This is a genomic window from Paenibacillus sp. PsM32 (assembly GCF_030433815.1).
In the GTDB taxonomy this organism is placed as follows: Bacteria; Bacillota; Bacilli; order Paenibacillales; family Paenibacillaceae; genus Saccharibacillus; species Saccharibacillus kyungheensis.
Window position 1 is genome coordinate 129,818 of record NZ_JARUWY010000005.1, and the last position, 18,821, is coordinate 148,638.

The window sequence follows — 18,821 nt, forward strand, 5'->3', positions numbered from 1 at the left end:
GGAAAGCGAACGGGGTTTTTGGTATAGATTTATTTGCAATAAAGCTGTTGTTCATACGCTAGTGATACTATCGCTCTTATAGCCGGATAATGCGCCGATAATGCATCGAACTGATTCGTTCATTCCACTCCAATTGATCTTGATAAGGATTACGGTAATAAGTCGCTACAGGTAAATAACCTAATAAAATACCAACACCTCCACAGATGCCACTACCACCGTCACTTCCTTTGTCGATTACCTGATTATCTGACGTAATCGTTAGTTCTGCTTCATAAGGATCGCCAAGAAAACAAAGACCGAATCCGTTCGGTTGTTCCAAGTCGTAAGGAAGTGCAGAGTCTGTATCAGAAGGTTCATCTTCGGCTGGATTTAGATTGCCGTAATGTCTGACATTCATCGTATAGTCAAAGCTGTCTCCCCATGGAAATAAGGTTCTAGCTCCACCGCCATATACATATTCCCATTCATCTTCGGTAAAAATAGTAAATGGGTGTTCTAGAGAAAGCTTTTGCCATTCATGAACATCTTCTGTTTCTTCAAATACATAAATACGGATTTGTTGCCCATCTCGTACGAAGCGATAATCTTGATACATTTCATGACTGCTATAATTTGAAAGAGAGAAGGTAGCGCGAGCATCTATAATCTCTTTATTTTCGATAGGATCAAGTTCTTCAAGTGTGTATTCCTGCCAACCTACAGAATGAGTACGGCGTTCTACTAATAACGATGGAATATGTACTGTTCGCACAGGAGACATTTGTTTGGCTATCATCGGTATAGCTTCGTCTATATTTAGTTCGATTTCCTCTAATCCACTTTCCAAGTCCTCTAATGTAGATGGATCCCAAGATACATGAGGATCATTCCAACCGAGTGTAACTTCATCACCCGGTACAAAAACAAACTCAGATTGTTGATATGAAAAAATACCTGTTTCGATCTGTTGTCCATATCTGTTAAAGGATTGCATGTTTTTCAAAGCAAACCCTTCAGGAAGGCGGGTTACTAATTCTTGCAACCATTGAAGCCGCTGCTCACTATTGAGCTTATTCCATGTATAACGTGTCCATTGAGTCATGATCTAATCTTCCTTTCAGAAGTGAAGTGGTAAAGTCATAAAGGAAATCATCCATCAAAAAAGCTACATACAATACCGTATTATAACGAAAAAATAGCACGAATCCTACTTTCCTGTTACACTGATATGCGGCTAGCGGACAGAGTAAGGCAATCTGCAAAAGAATGTTTACAAGATCATCAAATTGTGTCTGAACATAATTTCAAAAATCATTTTACATATGTTCATGTTGGTGTTATGATGTGGATATTGAAGCGATTTACTACTATGTTTCCTATCTAATTTACTCAAAGGAGCTTAAAAATATGAACTTAGCAAAATTGATCGACCATACGTTATTGAAAGCGGATGCTACACAAGCAGAAGTGACTAAATTGACAGAAGAAGCTAGAAAATATGAGTTCGCATCTGTATGTGTTAACCCAACATGGGTAGCGTACTGTGCAGAACAATTAAAAGGTAGCCCTGTCAAAGTATGTACGGTAATCGGATTCCCTCTAGGAGCAACAACTCCAGAAGTGAAAGCTTTTGAAGCAAGCAATGCTATTGCAAACGGTGCTACTGAAGTTGATATGGTTATCAATATCGGCGCATTGAAAGATGGTAATAACGAGCTAGTGCAACGTGATATCCAAGCTGTAGTAGATGCTGCTAAAGGTAAAGCTTTAGTCAAAGTCATTATCGAAACATGCTTACTAACAGACGAAGAAAAAGTTCGTGCTTCTGAATTGTCTGTAAAAGCTGGAGCTGATTTTGTAAAAACATCAACTGGTTTCTCTACAGGTGGAGCAACACCGGCAGACGTAGCTTTGATGCGCAAAACAGTAGGACCTGATGTTGGCGTAAAAGCATCTGGTGGCGTACGTAATCTTCAAGACTTGAACAACATGGTTGAAGCAGGTGCAACACGCATCGGTGCAAGCTCTGGTGTCAAAATCGTTGAAGGCGAAGAAGGAACTTCTTCTTACTAGCATTTGGCAGTAAAAATGCGATATCTTCTGGTAGGATGAAAAGTGATTTTTGCAAAGCAAAATATCTTACCTAAGCATTTGGCAGTAAAAATGCGACATCTATCTTACCAATCTAATTATCTTATCCGTCAGAGGAGAGACCTATCATGAAAGATCAATTGATTCAAGCAGCAATCGAAGCACGTAAAAATGCCTATGTACCTTATTCCAAGTTTCAAGTAGGTGCTGCTCTGCTTGCAGATGGCAAAGTCTACGGGGGATGTAATGTAGAAAATGCTTCTTATGGTCTTACCAATTGTGCAGAACGTACCGCTATTTTCAAAGCTGCATCTGAAGGTCAGCGTAAGATCGAAGCGATTGCGATCGTAGCGGATACCGAAGGTCCGGTCTCTCCTTGTGGTGCTTGTCGTCAAGTTATTGCTGAATTCAGTGATGAGAATACGAAAGTATACCTGACTAACCTTAAAGGTGATGTTACCGAGTGGACGATATCTCAAATGTTACCAGGATTTTTCCAGGCACATGATATGGACCATAGCCAGCCTGCTGAATAATCCAAAAAAAGAATATATCCGCAAGGATTTGTTCTTTTTTACGAATAATGTAAGCGCTTAATGTATAATTTCTGATTATTTCAATTTGTTTCAAAAGATTTTAAGTAAGTGATTATGAAGCAGAGTGCAGAATGGGAGCTAATTATTTATGAGTTATATTATCGCAATTTTGGGGATTCTTTTGGTGTTTGCATTAGCTTACTTGGGAAGTAACAATAGAAAAAATATTCGTTATCGTCCATTGTTTGTTATGATCGTGTTGCAAGCCATTTTAGCATTTCTACTTCTGAATACAGTAGTAGGAACATGGATTATCGGAGGATTTGCAACTGTCTTTAAACACTTATTAGCCTATGCTGGTGAAGGTATTAGTTTTGTATTTGGTGGATTTGTCTTTGCAGAAGGTTCTACACCATTCTTCTTAAGTGTTCTTATGCCTATCGTATTTATTTCAGCATTGATCGGTATTCTGCAATACTTCAAAATTCTACCGTTTATTATTAAATACATTGGTCTTGTGCTTAGTAAAGTCAACGGTATGGGTAGATTGGAATCATACAATGCGGTTGCATCTGCAATCTTAGGTCAATCTGAAGTATTTATCTCTGTTAAAAAACAAATCGGTGCGCTTCCTAAACACCGTCTGTATACACTTTGTGCATCAGCCATGTCTACGGTATCGATGTCTATCGTAGGTGCATATATGACGATGTTGAAACCTGAATATGTTGTAACTGCATTAGTGCTTAACTTATTCGGTGGCTTTATTATCGCTTCTATTATCAATCCTTATGTTGTTACCAAAGAAGAAGATATTTTAGAAGTACAAGAAGAAGAGAAGCAATCCTTCTTCGAAATGTTGGGCGAATATATTTTAGATGGATTCAAAGTTGCTATTATCGTAGCAGCCATGTTGATTGGTTTCGTAGCATTGATCGGTATGATCAACGGTCTATTCGGCTTAATCTTCGGTATTACGTTCCAACAAATCTTGGGTTATATCTTCTCACCATTTGCATTCATGATGGGTGTTCCTTGGAGTGAAGCTGTAACAGCAGGTAGTATTATGGCAACGAAATTGGTATCGAACGAGTTCGTAGCGATGCTAGATCTAGTTAAACACACAGAACTTAGCTCACGTACACTAGGTATCATATCTGTATTCTTAGTATCTTTCGCTAACTTCTCTTCTATCGGTATTATTGCTGGTGCTGTAAAAGGTCTACACGAGAAACAAGGTAATGTTGTAGCTCGCTTTGGACTGAAACTGTTATATGGTGCTACACTGGTAAGTGTGCTTTCTGCTACAATTACAGGGTTGTTCTTAAAATAAGTAAGATGTCTCCACATTTGTTACCATCAATACAGTTTGGTTTATAATTAGAGGAGCAATGTTACATCTTCATATCATGAACCGACTTTTCAAAAAGCAGATATAGGTATAACATAGAGCATTTGGTACACTATTTTTGCATAAGCATGATAGCAGCCAAATGCTCTACTGCGCATTTTGGATATGGGAATGTATACGAGCAACGAGCACAATAGAATATGGACAACATTGAAAGGGGTAATACAAATGAGCGAATTTAAACGTATTCATCTAGTAGTTATGGATTCAGTAGGAATCGGAGAAGCACCGGATGCAGCTGAATTTGGAGATGTTGATGTCGATACATTCGGACATATTGCACGCGAAAATGGCGGTCTGAACATGCCACATATGGCAAGTCTAGGATTATCGAATATCAGCGAGATTCAAGGCGTACCTGTAGCTGATCAACCGCTTGCTTATTACACTAAAATGCAAGAAGCATCCCGCGGTAAAGATACAATGACAGGGCACTGGGAGATCATGGGATTATATATTGATACACCTTTCCGTGTATTCCCGAACGGATTCCCGGATGAATTGATTGGACGCATCGAAGAAAAAACAGGACGTAAAGTCATTGGTAACAAACCTGCAAGTGGAACAGAAATCATGGATGAACTAGGCGAAGAACATGTGAAAACAGGCGCACTAATCATCTATACTTCCGCAGATTCCGTATTGCAAATTGCAGCACACGAAGATGTTGTTCCTTTGAAAGAATTGTATGAAATCTGTGAATTCTGTCGTGAGATTACACTTGAAGACCCGTACATGTTGGGACGTATTATCGCTCGTCCATTTATCGGCGAAGTAGGTAACTTCCAACGTACATCCAATCGTCATGACTATGCACTCAAACCGTTCAAACCGACGACAATGAACGCTTTGCAAGATGCAGGTCTAGATGTAATTGCTATCGGTAAAATCGCTGATATCTACGATGGTGAAGGCGTAACAGAATCGATTCGTACCAAGTCTAATATGGACGGTATGGATCAACTGGTAAACGTTCTAGCGAAGCCTTTCCATGGACTAAGCTTCTTGAATCTGGTTGACTTTGATGCGCTATTCGGACACCGCCGCGATCCTAAAGGATATGCTGACGCATTGGAAGAATACGATGCTCGCTTACCAGAAGTATTTGCAGGTATGGAAGAAGATGATCTATTGATCATTACAGCTGACCACGGTAACGATCCAACCTACACAGGAACAGATCATACTCGTGAATATGTACCATTACTTGTATATTCCAAACGTTTTGCTAATGGCGGTAAAGAATTGCCATTACGTACAACATTCTCAGACATCGCTGCTACAGTAGCCGAAAACTTCGGTGTAACAAGCCCTGAGTACGGAACAAGCTTCCTGTCTGATCTTAAGTAATAAATACATTGATTTAAGTTGGTCAAACAACAATAGAATTCCTAAAGACGAAGCTCACATCTATTGAGGTATCACAAAGAAGTATCAAACCATACCCAATAACCCGTAGCCCAATCCTAAACCAATGTCTAAAATCAATATCAATGTTTATCATTTAATCCTTGCCCTACCCGGTCAAGCGAGTCCCAGCGCTGACCACCAACCTTTTTGTTTTATGATATTGTTGCATCCGCACAGAGCGAAGGCTAATGGATTGGAGTGTAGTCTCTCCTCGTAAGTATAGATATCGACTGCATCAGCAGTCTTTCAAGATATCTATGCTTACCAGAGAGCGGAACCCAATCCATTAGCCGTAGCGGATCAACCCAAGCAACCACTATTAAACACACACTTTGGAGGTTTTTATAAAATGAGCGTTCATATTGAAGCCAAAGCTGGCGAAATCGCTGAAACAATTCTTTTACCAGGTGATCCACTTCGTGCTAAATACATCGCAGACACGTATCTTGAAGATGTAGTCTGCTACAATCAAGTGCGCGGTATGCTTGGATTTACAGGAACATACAAAGGTAACCGTATCTCTGTACAAGGTACAGGTATGGGCTTGCCATCGATCAGCATCTATGTCAATGAATTGATCAGCGAATACGGCGTCAAAAACTTGATCCGTGTAGGTACATGTGGCGGAATGCAAGAAAATGTACGTGTTCGTGACGTCATTTTGGCACAAGCATGTTGTACCGATTCCAGCATGAACCGTCATATTTTCGGCGGATACGATTTCTCACCTGTAGCTAGTTTCCCTTTACTCAAAGCTGCGTATGATCGTGGTGTAGAAAAAGGATTGAACTTGCATGTAGGTAACGTGTTCAGTTCAGATTCATTCTACCGCGACGACAAAACAGTAACAGGACTATTAATGCAATATGGCGTACTAGGCGTTGAAATGGAAACAAGCGCATTGTACACATTAGCAGCGAAGTTCGGTGTGAATGCTTTGACGATTCTGACAGTAAGTGATCACTTGCTAACAGGCGAAGAAACTACATCTGAAGAAAGACAATCTACATTTAACGAAATGATGGAAGTTGCACTAGATTCAGCAATCTCTTTTCAAAAATAAAACGTACAAGGAGCTAGAATAATTATGAGAATGGTAGACCTTATTGAAAAAAAACGTGATGGTAAAGAACTAACAACAGAAGAAATTAACTTTATTATTAATGGCTATACACACGACGAAATTCCAGATTACCAAATGAGTGCATTTGCAATGGCTGTCTTTTTCAAAGATATGACTGAACGCGAACGTGCAGACCTGACAATGGCAATGGTGAACTCCGGTGATACGATCGACCTATCGGCTATCGAAGGAATCAAAGTCGACAAGCACTCTACAGGCGGCGTAGGCGATACAACAACATTGGTATTGGCTCCTCTTGTAGCTGCATTGGATATTCCAGTAGCTAAAATGTCTGGTCGTGGTCTAGGTCACACCGGTGGTACAGTCGATAAATTAGAAGCAGTAGAAGGTTTCCACGTAGAAATCACGAACGAAGAATTTATCAAATTAGTCAACGAAAACAAAATCGCAGTTATCGGACAAAGCGGTAACTTAACACCTGCGGACAAAAAGTTATACGGTTTGCGTGATGTAACAGCAACGGTTAACTCGATTCCGTTGATTGCAAGTTCAATCATGAGTAAAAAAATCGCTGCTGGATCAGACGCTATCGTATTGGATGTTAAAACAGGCGCTGGTGCATTTATGAAAACAGCAGAAGATGCTAAAGAATTAGCTCATGCTATGGTAAGTATCGGTAACAACGTAGGACGCAAAACAATGGCAGTTATTTCAGATATGAGCCAACCACTAGGTCTAGCTATCGGTAACTCTCTTGAAGTGAAAGAAGCCATCGATACACTAAAAGGTGAAGGCCCTGCGGATCTAGAAGAATTGTGTATGGCACTTGGAAGTCAAATGGTATATCTTGCAGGTAAAGCAAGTTCACTTGACGAAGCAAGAGAAAAATTGAAAGAAGTTATCGCTAACGGTAAAGCGTTAGAGAAATTCAAATTATTCCTTGCAAGCCAAGGTGGAGATGCGTCTGTTGTCGATCAACCAGAACGTTTGCCACAAGCTAAATTCTTAATCGAAGTTCCTGCTAAAGAAGACGGATTTGTCGCTGAACTGGTAGCGGATGAGATCGGTACAGCAGCAATGTTATTGGGTGCTGGACGCGCAACGAAAGAATCCGAGATCGATCTTGCTGTAGGTCTAATGTTAAACAAAAAAGTAGGCGACGCTGTTAAAGTGGGCGACTCTCTAGTAACCATCCACGCTAATCGTGAAAATGTAGAAGATGTATTGAAAAAACTATACGAAAGTATTCGTATCGCAGATCATGCAGACGCTCCAACATTGGTGTACGGAACAGTTACAGAATAATAGATATATCCCTTATATAATGTAAAATGATAAAAACCCGACTAATGAACAGATCGTTCAATAAAGTCGGGTTTTTTCTATTTGCATATAGCTACCAACATAGCACATGTGATTATAATGTCGAATAAAGCAGACTTCGGAACTATTCACACAACAGTCAAAACTGCTCGATATAAAGTATATAGAAAAAAGAATAATCGATTTTTATATGCTCTTTATAGATATCACATTAGAAAAAGTAACAGAATAATAAAGATGATAAAGATCTGTCTGTATCCAAGAAAAAATGAGAGGGAGTAGAGTGGCACATTGAACTTACACCAATGCCTACAGAAAATAGAACAACAACGTCAAGAGATGCATCAATTAGCTGAAATGTACGGATTTTCAGATGATCGTGTTTTGGATAAATCTCAACAATTAGACGTAACTCTGAATGAATATAATCAATACGCTATCCTCTATCAAAGAACACATATGAATATGTTCTAACTCTACATTAATAGTCCAATAGCCAGAATAGCTACTCCGCCTACGGCAATAGCACCAAAAGCTATATAGCCAAACCAGCGTATCGGAGCAGGCATATCCGAAATATTTTCGATATTCCCGGTACGGGGAACCCCTAGAATTGTATGATTGTACTCGGTAACACTATTAAAAGAAGAATCTATGTTCATTTCTATCGTCGATCTTGATTCAGCAGATGAATGATGAGGTTGAGTCATTAGTATTCACTCCATTCGTATCTATCGAATATGTAAGCTGTGTATCTTATCCTAAGTCAGTCTACTAATCTAAGAGCTTTTTCGAAATAACTTCGCTACCAACCAACGTACTGCGATCACAAAAGCAACCAATACAATAATAGACAAAATAAGCCCGTATATACCTACACCCTGTAACATCATATACCCTCCTTTAGATTAAATAATATACTAAAAATGAAATATATTTCAATTTCGCGTTATTTCTACTATTTTACAATAAAATAAGTTGATTTAATTGTAAAATAGCATAAGATAAAAGAAACAACCGTTTGATGATCTCTATTTCTACTTCTAAATCTAGCTATCTAACCCTACCTGAGAACGTTTACAACTTGATAAGCAAAAGAAAGTGGGTGTCCTATGGAAAATGTAGTGACCGTTATTTTTACAGATGAGTGTAAAGCATATCGAGCATTATCTACACTTCGACATAGTCGAATTACAGAAGGATATGCGGTACTGGAAGCTGCTATTGTAGCACGTGAGAAAGGCAAAGTCGTATTTTGGGATGGATTCGGTACACAAGGAGCACTTGCAGGCGAATGGACAACAGGTGGTTTGTTAGGTTCGATGATTGGTATTTTTGCAGGGCCTTTGGGTGTTTTATTAGAACGTAGTATTGATTCGATCATTAGTATGCCATTTACTCACGAAGTCGCAGAACAAGAAATGGGACTGATTCAATCTACACTATTTTCACTAGATGAAGGACAAATGGCTTTGATCAGTATTGTGCAAGAAAATAATGTAAGCGTATTCAACTATGTGTTAAGTCAATTAGGTTCTCAATTCATATGTCGCCATGATGTGATTGATGTCGAAGCAGAGATTGATCAGGCATATGAAGTAGAACGTGAATTGCAACGTGAAGCCAGACAACGAATGAATAACCAGCGTCAGGCTTATTTTAAAAACGGGGCAGAAGATGTACGAGATCGGATACGTCATCAATTTGATCAGTTAAAGCAAAACTTTTGATGATCTTAATATTTCGATGCAATCATACAATAAAAGCATCTTGCTAATAGAACTGAACCCGTAATATGTTCGTTCTTGGATCATAGCAGGATGCTTTTTGATGGGTACTTCTTAAAAGTGAACTGAAAGTTATTCATCTATTTTGATCATTTGTACATCGGGAATCGATTGAAGGATTGGAACAATATCTTTACTCTTAATAGTAGAATCCAGTTGAACCGAAGATTGTAACAGCAAATATGAAGTATCAGAGGCATCATGATGATGTACAGAGGGTTCTACTTCAGAATGTAGACTAACCACACGTACCTGATGCTGATCCAGAACGTCTAGAATCGATGATATCGCCCCCTCACGATTAATTATCCGCACAGTTAGTCGATGAGGCACACGAGTCGCTGCAAAAGGCTTACGATGGCGATGCATAGCGAATTGAACAGCTACTATTAAAAGTGTAACGCCGATCCCTACTGTATACATCCCTGCTCCTATTGCCATTCCTACTCCGGCTGTTGCCCATATGCCCGCCGCTGTCGTTAATCCTTTGACTTTTTGTTTATTCATAAAAATAGTGCCTGCTCCCAAAAATCCGACTCCGCTAACGATCTGTGAAGCTACCCGGGAGGGGTCAAGTGATACATTATTCCAGTTCCCCATATCTGTAAAACCGTATTTGGAAATAATCATCATCAATGAAGAGCCAATCGCCACAATAAAATGAGTGCGAATTCCTGCTTCTTTTTGCCGACTACTTCGTTCATATCCTATAATAGCTCCGCCTAATCCAGCGATTAATACTCTTAAAATATGTTCTAACGTGATCCATATCATCTGGATAAAATCCTCCTTGCTGAGATCATTATTCTAAAAAGTATATACCCTAATTTTGAATACATATATTGCTTTAAAAGAGAGAAATACTGTTCAAATCAGCGTATAAAGGGTAAGAAATATGACAGAATTAGATCGCTTTTAATAAAACCAAGTATTTTTATCGGAAAAAGAGTTGACGTGCGATGAAAGACAGTGTACTATACAATTTGCAGTACGTTATTAATAAGTAGTGAATCACCAACCATAAGCGTGCTCACCAACATCTGAGAGGGGTCTTTTTAAATGAAAAAATGGGGTTCTTTTACACTGGTTATGATACTGACCATGCTTGTTCTTGCAGCATGTGGTAACAGTTCTAATACAGCAACGACAGGCAATACAGATACAACTGGAGCGGCTACAACAGACAACACAGCTTCTTCTGGCAAAGCGGCAACATTAGAGTCTGTCAAAGCAAGCGGTAAATTGCGTATTGGTACAGAAGGAACTTATGCACCATTTACGTTCCATGATGAAAGTGGTAAATTAACTGGTTTTGATGTAGACATCGCAACAGAAGTAAGTAAACGTCTTGGCGTAGAACCTGTATTTACAGAAGCAGCTTGGGATAGCTTGCTTGGTGGTTTGGAATCCAAACGTTTTGATACTGTATTTAATGAAGTAGGTATTACTGAAGAACGTCAAAAAACATTTTTATTCTCTGATCCATACATCGCTTCCAAAGCAGTATTGATTGTACGTGATGATAATACAGATATTAAATCATTTGCTGATTTAAAAGGTAAAAAATCGGCTCAATCTTTAACAAGTAACCTTGCACAAATCGCTAAAGACAATGGAGCAGAAATCGTTTCTGTAGATGGATTTACACAAGCTATAGGTTTGTTAACGTCCAATCGCGCTCAAGCTACGATTAACGACAACTTGTCTTATCTTGATTTGAAAAAACAACAACCAGATGCACCGATCAAAGTTGTAGCTGAAGAAGCAAATGCTTCTCAAAGTGGAGCTATTTTCAACAAAGGCGGCGAAGATTTGGTTCAAGCTGTAAATAAAGCGTTAAAAGATATGGTAGATGACGGAACTTATTTGAAAATCTCTGAGAAATATTTCGGAGAAGATGTATCTAAATAATACGTTTAGTTTGATTTTGTATATATGCGACGATAACGATATCTTGACGAATAATTACTCGTCAAGATATTTGTTCGTTGTAAGCCTTTCTAAGATATCTACTTAGTATATACATGATGTACCACTCCAAATTGTTGAAAATAAAGGATGTTAGAATATGGACGATCGTCAAATAGAGATACTTGTGAATTCGTTTTGGCCTATGCTTGAAGCAGGGATACGATTCACGATTCCATTAGCTATTTTTTCATTTATTATTGGCTTGATTTTGGCTGTATTAACAGCATTAGCTCGATTATCGGGTGTGAAAATTTTAGACTTTATTGCACGTTTCTATATTTGGATTATACGTGGAACACCTTTAATTGTGCAGTTAGCGATTATCTTTTACGGACTACCTACGATTGGGATTGAGTTAGATCCTTTTCCAGCAGCATTGATAGGTTTCTCTTTAAGTGTAGGGGCGTATGGTTCTGAGATTGTACGTGCGGCTATTCAATCGATTCATAAAGGTCAATGGGAAGCGGCTTATTCTCTAGGGATGACGCGTGGACAAGCGTTACGCCGAATTATTCTTCCTCAAGCAGCACGTGTATCCTTACCACCATTATCAAATTCATTTATTAGCTTAGTGAAAGATACGTCTCTAGCAGGAACTGTTACTTATGTAGAATTATTTCGTAAGTCTGAAGAAATCGTAGCAACTACGTACGAATATTTATTAGTATATTCCGAAGCAGCAGTCATATATCTTGTATTCACTTCAATTTTATCGTTTTTCCAAAATAAATTAGAAAAAAGATTAGGTCGCTCGTCAGCGGACTAACTATCATACAGAGTAGTCATTGAAGAAGTAAAGGAGAGATTAGCCGATGATGATCGAGATTCGTAATTTGCACAAGTCATTCGGTGCATTGGAAGTACTTAAAGGAATCGATGTAAGCTTGGACAAAGGAAAAGTACTGGTAATAATCGGGCCTTCTGGTTCAGGCAAAACCACTTTGCTACGTTGTATGAATCTACTGGAGACTCCAGATCAAGGAAACATCAAATTAAGTGATCGTTCCTTAAATTTTCAAAAAGGTCGTAAAGTGTCTAGCAAAGAAGTGACTGAACTTCGTAAACGGACAGGGATGGTTTTTCAATCGTATAATCTGTTTCCTCACAAAACGGTGATCGAGAATGTAATGGAAGCCCAAATTACAGTACAGAAAAAAAGCAAAGAAGAAGCTCGCCAATCCAGTCAAGAATTACTTGCCAAAGTTGGCTTAGGCGATCGTGGCAATTCATATCCCCATCAATTATCCGGTGGACAACAACAACGTGTAGGAATTGCACGTGCAATGGCTGTAGAGCCTGATGTACTTCTTTTTGACGAGCCTACTTCTGCCCTTGATCCTGAATTGGTTAGTGAAGTGCTGAAAGTTATCAAACAATTAGCAATCGAAGGCAGAACGATGGTTATTGTAACACATGAAATGAAATTTGCCGCAGATGTTGCTGACCATGTGCTTCTAATGGACGGCGGATATATTATAGAACAAGGACATCCCAAAGATGTACTAAACAATCCACAAAGCGATCGTGCTAAGCAGTTCCTTAATCGTCTGACTGGCGAAGATATCTAATCCATTAGATTATAAATGACCTGTTCAGGGTATAAAATAGCATAAAGGTAACTTGCTTTAGAGAGAAGAAAATCGTACAGACGAATATGTATGATTTTCTTTTTTTCTATCGTTAGAGACACTAAAGGGGATGAAGCAATGAGAGCATTAGTACATACATATACAAAGATAGCTTTAACTGCGATAATGATTGCTACTTCGATAGGGCTATTTGTGCCGACAACGATACATGCGGCTACGGATAAAGAATCTCTGCAACTTTCTGGTCGTGCTTCTTATTACGGACAGGTGGAAAATGGCAAGCCTAATGGAACAGGTACGATTCGCTGGGGTGATTCCAAATCTTATGCCGGACAATGGGTCGATGGAATTCGGCAAGGTACCGGAAAATATGTAAACAAATATACGTTAAAAGGACGGACATTTGTCGTTACTTATAAAGGGGAATGGAGCAAAGACCAACGGAATGGTCTGGGCGAAGTGAGACAAATTATTAAAAGTAAAGCCGGTCAAACGGAAGCGAATTTGATCCAACAAGGTCAATTTGTAAATGATGTTTTTCAAAATGGCTATACGGTAACTCAAGCGTTAGCAGATCCTGCTTTTAGCTTCAATTACAAAGATAAAGATACTTGGTTACAGATTTATGGAGATAACCAGAATATAGCAGAATACTGGGCAACCGGTAAGTTGATTCAAATTCAGTATCGCAAAGGCAAAATAGATAAAGAATACTCTATTTTCCCGGAAAACGATGCTGCCAAAAAGCTAGAGAATCAAGCGAATCTGAAATACTTTAAAAAGATCCAACCTCAAGTGGCTACGTATCTCAAAACATTCCAAACATTATCAACAAAAGTACCGATCACTTCCAAATAAATAGAAATATCGTTTATTATAAAAATGTAGTTCAATCTGTTGTCTATCTAACAGGGTTGAACTACATTTTTTGATGTTTTTACACGTTGTAATTATTAAATTTAAAAATAAATATCTAGATTTTTTTGTCGAAATACTATGGATATTCGACCTATATTTAGAACGTGAAATAAAATTATTTCTATATATGGTAGATAAATGATAACTATTTTCTAGAAAAAAGCTGTTTTTTAGCTCTGAAAATGTAGAATCTTTAGCGCAAGAGGTAGATAATTTGAGCGGATTACTATAAGATAGCTGTGGAACACTTAACTTCATATTTCAGGAGGAATGTAACGATGACTAAAGTCAGAGTAGCAGTTATAGGTTGTGGAAGTATCGCGGAACGTCGCCATATTCCAGAGTATGCAGAACATCCGAATGTAGAATTGGTAGCGTTTGCTGATCCAATTATAGAACGTGCTGAAGGTTATGCGAAACGTTTCGATGCCAAAGCATATAGTGATTATAAAGAATTATTAGCAGCTGGTGGGTTCGATGCTGTAAGCGTGTGCACCCCAAATATTTTCCATGCTGAAATGTCGATAGCGGCTGCGAATGCTGGCGCGCACGTATTGGTTGAGAAGCCTATGGCTGTCTCTGAAGAAGAAGCACAAGCTATGATTGATGCAGCGAAAAAGAACAATGTTTACTTGATGGTAGGTCATAATCAACGCCTTATGCCACCACATGTAAAAGCAAAAGAAGTATTGCAAACAGGGAAATTGGGACGCGTTCTCACATTCCGTACTGCTTTTAGTCATGGAGGTCCAGAATTCTGGAGTATCGATGGTAAAGAAAGCTGGTTCTTCCGCAAAAATGAAGCAATCATGGGTGCGATGGGTGATCTAGGCGTACATAAGTCAGATATGATTCGCTGGTTGCTAGATGATGAAGTGGTGGATGTGAGTGCATTTATCGGCACATTGGATAAAAAAGATACCGATGTGGATGATAATGCGATCTGCTTGCTTCGTATGAAGAGCGGTGCGATCGGTACACTGGTAGCGAGCTGGACAGCTTATCGTGGTGAAGATAACGGTACTTACTTGTGGTGCGAGAACGGTATTATGAAAATTGGTACTGATCCTGATGATCAAGTTATTGTAGAACTTCGTGATGGTACTGTCGAGAAATATCGTGTTGGAGCAATTTCCACAAATGAGAAGCAAGAAGTAAGTGGTGTAGTAGACGCATTTATCGAATCTATCGTTACCAATACACCACCGTCCATTTCAGGTGAAGAAGGCAAAAAATCATTATCAGTGATTTTGTCTGCTTTCCAATCTCAAGCGGATAACAAAACGATTTCTTTAGATAATAAGTAAAAAGTTGTACCAGAATGACTATAGTTGAATGACAACAAAAAGCTGTTACCCTATGTTAAAAGGTAACAGCTTTTTGCTATGGTGGTAGAGAACGATGATACATAGATATATTCGTAGCTAGATTAGCAGACTACATTAGGTTTTATCGTATACAGTATAAGATTGAGCCAATGGATGACCAAGTGGAGAAGGGATAGTTTCTGGTGATTTCGTATGTTTGGTAGTAGCGATCTGCTCGCTTTCTTCTTCTGTCCATTCTCCTGAAAGTACAGCTCTCATTTTCTTCGTATCTAACATGCCTTCCCATTTAGCCACCACAAAAGCAGCTACACAATTACCCATAAGATTGGTAAATACACGCATCGTATCCATAAATCGATCTGCGCCAAGCAATAACGCTACAACCGCTACAGGGAAAGCATTCAGCGCTGCTGCTGTAGCAGATAACGCTAGAAATGCTGAACCGGGTACACCTGCCATTCCTTTTGAACTAAGCATCAATACAGCTAAGATCGTAATCTCTTGTCCTAACGATAGGTCGATCCCTACAGCTTGAGCAAGGAATACGGTAGCTAACGATAAGTAGATCGAAGCGCCATCAAGATTGAACGAATAACCTGTCGGTACGACTAATCCGACTACGGCTTTATCGCAACCTGCTTTGTTCAGCTTTTCCATCATACGCGGCATCACTACTTCGGATGAAGCTGTACCGATTGCAAGCATAATTTCTGAACGAGTGTATTTGATAAATTGCAATAGATTCATTCCTGTTATCCACCATGCAGCAAGTCCCAGACATACCAGGAATAAGATTGCCGATAGATAGCAGGCGATAATAAGCATTCCGTAAGAAGCTAAAGTGGCTGCGCCATAAGCACCTACAGTATAAGCAATTGCTCCGAATGCTCCCAGCGGCGCTAATTTCATAATATAACCGACTACTTTGAAAATAAGTTCCATAATCTGATCGACTAGAGTTAATACATTATCTTTTAGTTTACTTTCACTTGCTGCCAGCGCTGTGCCGAATAGACAAGCGAGTAGTAGAACTTGCAGCAGTGCATTTTGAGCAAAAGCATCGACAGCACTGGTCGGAATAATATTAAGAATAAAATCAACAGTATGTGGAAGTTCTGCACCGCCTGTTTTGGCTGCCACTGCATTAGGGTCAAGTGTACTGGCATTGATATTCATTCCATCTCCCGGACGCAACACACGAGCGGCTACCAGACCGAGCATTAATGCAACGGTTGTAGCAAGTTCGAACCATAGAATAGCTTTGAGACCGATCCGACCGACTGCTTTGAGATCACCTGCTTTGGCAATACCGGCTACCACAACGAAGAAGATTAAAGGTGCAATTAACATTTTGATTAGTTTGATAAATCCAGTTCCAAGCGGTTGTAACTGCTCTCCGAAGTTGGGAAAGGCTATACCTACACCAATACCGATCACAACAGCTACAATAATTTGAAAAAACAACGATTTAAAAAAAATCATAATAAACCTCCTTGATATTCAAATGCTTGGCTACGATACATGATCATTGCATAAAAAAGTAATCATATGATAGGTGTTGTTGTTATCAATCTGCAATTATCTTATGTAGCATTTTATAACATTTGAATAAAGGGGTTACTATAGATTTTATCCTTTTTTGTATATTTCACAATTCAGAACAACAAATTTTGAGTTTTAAACAAAAATAAGCGAATAATATGTGATAATAAGTAACATATTATTCGCTTATTCAACTATTTATTCTATTTGGAGAAATATGGTATACTCATAAAGAACGATATTATTTGTATTCAGGAGAGTGAATGATTTTATGGCACGTACACAGACTCAAAAAGCTATTCGTAAAGCTAAACGCAGTGGCAGTTGGATTCCAGAGTATAGTCGCAAAGCCAACGAAGATTATGCGGCAATCTCACAACATACTCGTATAACTTCTACCAAACAAGAACGATTACAAAAAGTAAAACACAAGAAGCATATCACACACGATGATGCTTCTTTTTTATGCCTTTTAGTCGAATCGTCTGATCGCAGGTACGCATAACCCGATAATCACCAGTAACATCCCAATCCCCGAAAATAAACTAATCGTTATTATGCCTCCAATCTGATCTGCTAACCAACCAATCAATAGAAATCCAATTGGTAAAAAAGCGAACGAACCAAACATATCCAGACTAGCTACCCGACCAAAGCTTTCTACAGGGACTAACTCTTGCATACTGGTCTCCCAGACTAGAGCAAACATCATCAAACCGAATCCTTCCAGAGCCATAATCATCACCATACCCGGTGGCCATGTAATCACAGATAATAAAAATAAAGCGATTCCGCTTAACAATGCTCCACCATAACCAATCCAACCGCGTTTGCGCCAGTGCTTTCGACTACCAAATAAGACTGCCCCGATAATAGCGCCCACTCCAGCAGATGTCATAGCCAGTCCATAGACAACAGGATCTAACTGATGATGAATTTTGAAAAGCCATGGAATCAGAACGCTCGTAATACCGACATAACAGATATTCAGTAATGAGAAAATAACAATTGTAATCCACAACCAGGGTTGTTTTTTCAAAATTACAAACCCGGCGGTAAACTCTTGCCAGACTGATGCTTTGGTTGCTACAGATAGAGAATGAGCAGTGTCCAGATTGTCGACAGTCTGTTGATTTGCCCGTTGTTGCTGACGTGCGGATATAAAGTGCTTACTAAGTAATGTAAAGCAAAGTAATGAGAATAAATATGTAAGGGAATCGAGTGCGAATCCACTTCCCGGAGAAGCTACTGTAACAAGGATTCCTCCCAAAGTCGGGCCTAATAAACGTACAAATTGAATACTGACTTGAGTAAGAGCATTCGCCGCATTTCGAATATCAGGTGTAAATATTTCAGCACGCAACGCAGAATACGCAGGTTGGAATATTCCTTCCATCAATCCATATAGTGCAAGTCCTACATACAATACAGGTAAAGACAGATGATCTGTAAAAATCAATATTGCTCCACTAAGCATCAAAACAAACCGGACGCTATTGGTCAGTAAAATCAAGCGTACACGATCAGTATGATCTACAATCCAACCGGATATCGGTAAAATAATGACGATCGGCAACATGTAGATCGTCATCGCAAGCCCCATAATAGTAGAAGAACCGGTTAAGCTGTAGACTAGAATCGGCAAAATAATCATAGTAACCGAACTACCTAACATGGCTATCAATTGACCTAACCAGAGATATGTAAATGCTTTAGATTGACGTACAGGTGAAAGAAAGCGTCTTAATGCAGAGTCTTGATGTTCTTGCTCCAGTTGCATTATACATGTCTCCTTTGTGCAAATCGTTATCTTTGTATTTAAGTTCATTGCTCTTCTATATACAATACT

Annotated in this window: 19 protein-coding genes; 14 read left to right on the top strand and 5 right to left on the bottom strand. The window is 39.0% G+C overall.

Annotation, left to right across the window (positions count from 1 at the left end; all coding sequences use genetic code 11):
- Positions 1-76: 76 nt before the first annotated feature.
- Positions 77-1,084, bottom strand: a complete 1,008-nt coding sequence (locus tag QCD85_RS12145) for a hypothetical protein (protein ID WP_301262765.1) — start codon at positions 1,082-1,084, stop codon at positions 77-79.
- A 305-nt stretch (positions 1,085-1,389) separates the two neighbouring features.
- On the opposite strand from QCD85_RS12145, the gene deoC reads away from it, so the two are divergent.
- The 7 genes from deoC to QCD85_RS12180 all read left to right on the top strand — a co-directional run bounded on the left by deoC (position 1,390) and on the right by QCD85_RS12180 (position 8,311).
- Positions 1,390-2,055, top strand: a complete 666-nt coding sequence (gene deoC / locus QCD85_RS12150) for a deoxyribose-phosphate aldolase (RefSeq protein ID WP_069329256.1) — start codon at positions 1,390-1,392, stop codon at positions 2,053-2,055.
- A 146-nt stretch (positions 2,056-2,201) separates the two neighbouring features.
- On the top strand, positions 2,202-2,609 hold the full coding sequence (locus QCD85_RS12155) for a cytidine deaminase (RefSeq protein ID WP_273613276.1): 408 nt from the start codon (positions 2,202-2,204) through the stop codon (positions 2,607-2,609).
- Positions 2,610-2,757: 148 nt separating this feature from the next.
- A complete protein-coding gene (locus QCD85_RS12160) occupies positions 2,758-3,942 on the top strand; it encodes a NupC/NupG family nucleoside CNT transporter (RefSeq protein ID WP_301262766.1) in 1,185 nt (394 codons plus the stop codon).
- 246 nt (positions 3,943-4,188) lie between these two features.
- Positions 4,189-5,370 carry a phosphopentomutase gene (gene deoB / locus QCD85_RS12165; protein WP_301262767.1) on the top strand — a complete coding sequence of 394 codons (1,182 nt, stop codon included), beginning with the start codon at positions 4,189-4,191 and terminating at the stop codon, positions 5,368-5,370.
- 409 nt (positions 5,371-5,779) lie between these two features.
- Positions 5,780-6,493 (top strand): purine-nucleoside phosphorylase, encoded by a 714-nt coding sequence (gene deoD, locus QCD85_RS12170; protein ID WP_301262768.1) that lies wholly within the window; start codon positions 5,780-5,782, stop codon positions 6,491-6,493.
- Positions 6,494-6,517: 24 nt separating this feature from the next.
- Positions 6,518-7,819 (top strand): pyrimidine-nucleoside phosphorylase, encoded by a 1,302-nt coding sequence (locus QCD85_RS12175; RefSeq protein WP_301262769.1) that lies wholly within the window; start codon positions 6,518-6,520, stop codon positions 7,817-7,819.
- Positions 7,820-8,128: 309 nt separating this feature from the next.
- Positions 8,129-8,311 (top strand): aspartyl-phosphate phosphatase Spo0E family protein, encoded by a 183-nt coding sequence (locus QCD85_RS12180; protein WP_274172111.1) that lies wholly within the window; start codon positions 8,129-8,131, stop codon positions 8,309-8,311.
- A gap of 2 nt (positions 8,312-8,313) precedes the next feature.
- On the opposite strand, the gene QCD85_RS12185 is transcribed toward QCD85_RS12180, so the two are convergent.
- Positions 8,314-8,547: a hypothetical protein gene (locus tag QCD85_RS12185; protein ID WP_301262770.1), complete on the bottom strand. Its 234-nt coding sequence runs from the start codon at positions 8,545-8,547 to the stop codon at positions 8,314-8,316.
- Between the two features lie 402 nt (positions 8,548-8,949).
- Here QCD85_RS12185 and QCD85_RS12190 point away from each other — a divergent pair, with 402 nt between their 5' ends.
- The gene (locus tag QCD85_RS12190; RefSeq protein WP_273613271.1) at positions 8,950-9,567 is read left to right on the top strand and encodes a hypothetical protein; all 618 of its coding nucleotides are present in this window, start codon (positions 8,950-8,952) and stop codon (positions 9,565-9,567) included.
- 129 nt (positions 9,568-9,696) lie between these two features.
- On the opposite strand, the gene QCD85_RS12195 is transcribed toward QCD85_RS12190, so the two are convergent.
- Positions 9,697-10,398: an MgtC/SapB family protein gene (locus QCD85_RS12195; RefSeq protein WP_301262771.1), complete on the bottom strand. Its 702-nt coding sequence runs from the start codon at positions 10,396-10,398 to the stop codon at positions 9,697-9,699.
- 285 nt (positions 10,399-10,683) lie between these two features.
- Here QCD85_RS12195 and QCD85_RS12200 point away from each other — a divergent pair, with 285 nt between their 5' ends.
- The 5 genes from QCD85_RS12200 to QCD85_RS12220 all read left to right on the top strand — a co-directional run bounded on the left by QCD85_RS12200 (position 10,684) and on the right by QCD85_RS12220 (position 15,409).
- Positions 10,684-11,535 (top strand): amino acid ABC transporter substrate-binding protein, encoded by an 852-nt coding sequence (locus QCD85_RS12200; RefSeq protein WP_301262772.1) that lies wholly within the window; start codon positions 10,684-10,686, stop codon positions 11,533-11,535.
- Between the two features lie 157 nt (positions 11,536-11,692).
- Positions 11,693-12,361, top strand: coding sequence for an amino acid ABC transporter permease (locus QCD85_RS12205; protein ID WP_204823070.1), 669 nt, complete (start codon positions 11,693-11,695; stop codon positions 12,359-12,361).
- A 49-nt stretch (positions 12,362-12,410) separates the two neighbouring features.
- Positions 12,411-13,163: an amino acid ABC transporter ATP-binding protein gene (locus QCD85_RS12210; RefSeq protein WP_301262872.1), complete on the top strand. Its 753-nt coding sequence runs from the start codon at positions 12,411-12,413 to the stop codon at positions 13,161-13,163.
- A gap of 138 nt (positions 13,164-13,301) precedes the next feature.
- Positions 13,302-14,042: a hypothetical protein gene (locus tag QCD85_RS12215; RefSeq protein WP_301262773.1), complete on the top strand. Its 741-nt coding sequence runs from the start codon at positions 13,302-13,304 to the stop codon at positions 14,040-14,042.
- Positions 14,043-14,380: 338 nt separating this feature from the next.
- Positions 14,381-15,409, top strand: a complete 1,029-nt coding sequence (locus QCD85_RS12220; RefSeq protein ID WP_273613267.1) for a Gfo/Idh/MocA family protein — start codon at positions 14,381-14,383, stop codon at positions 15,407-15,409.
- Positions 15,410-15,544: 135 nt separating this feature from the next.
- Here QCD85_RS12220 and dctA read toward each other — a convergent pair whose 3' ends face one another.
- Positions 15,545-16,912, bottom strand: a complete 1,368-nt coding sequence (dctA, locus tag QCD85_RS12225) for a C4-dicarboxylate transporter DctA (protein WP_301262774.1) — start codon at positions 16,910-16,912, stop codon at positions 15,545-15,547.
- Positions 16,913-17,243: 331 nt separating this feature from the next.
- On the opposite strand from dctA, the gene QCD85_RS12230 reads away from it, so the two are divergent.
- Positions 17,244-17,477 carry a hypothetical protein gene (locus QCD85_RS12230; RefSeq protein WP_273613264.1) on the top strand — a complete coding sequence of 78 codons (234 nt, stop codon included), beginning with the start codon at positions 17,244-17,246 and terminating at the stop codon, positions 17,475-17,477.
- Here the strand turns inward: QCD85_RS12230 and QCD85_RS12235 are convergent.
- Positions 17,445-18,752 carry an MFS transporter gene (locus QCD85_RS12235; RefSeq protein ID WP_301262775.1) on the bottom strand — a complete coding sequence of 436 codons (1,308 nt, stop codon included), beginning with the start codon at positions 18,750-18,752 and terminating at the stop codon, positions 17,445-17,447. The two genes, QCD85_RS12230 and QCD85_RS12235, sit on opposite strands and share 33 nt — an antisense overlap.
- Positions 18,753-18,821 lie beyond the last annotated feature (69 nt).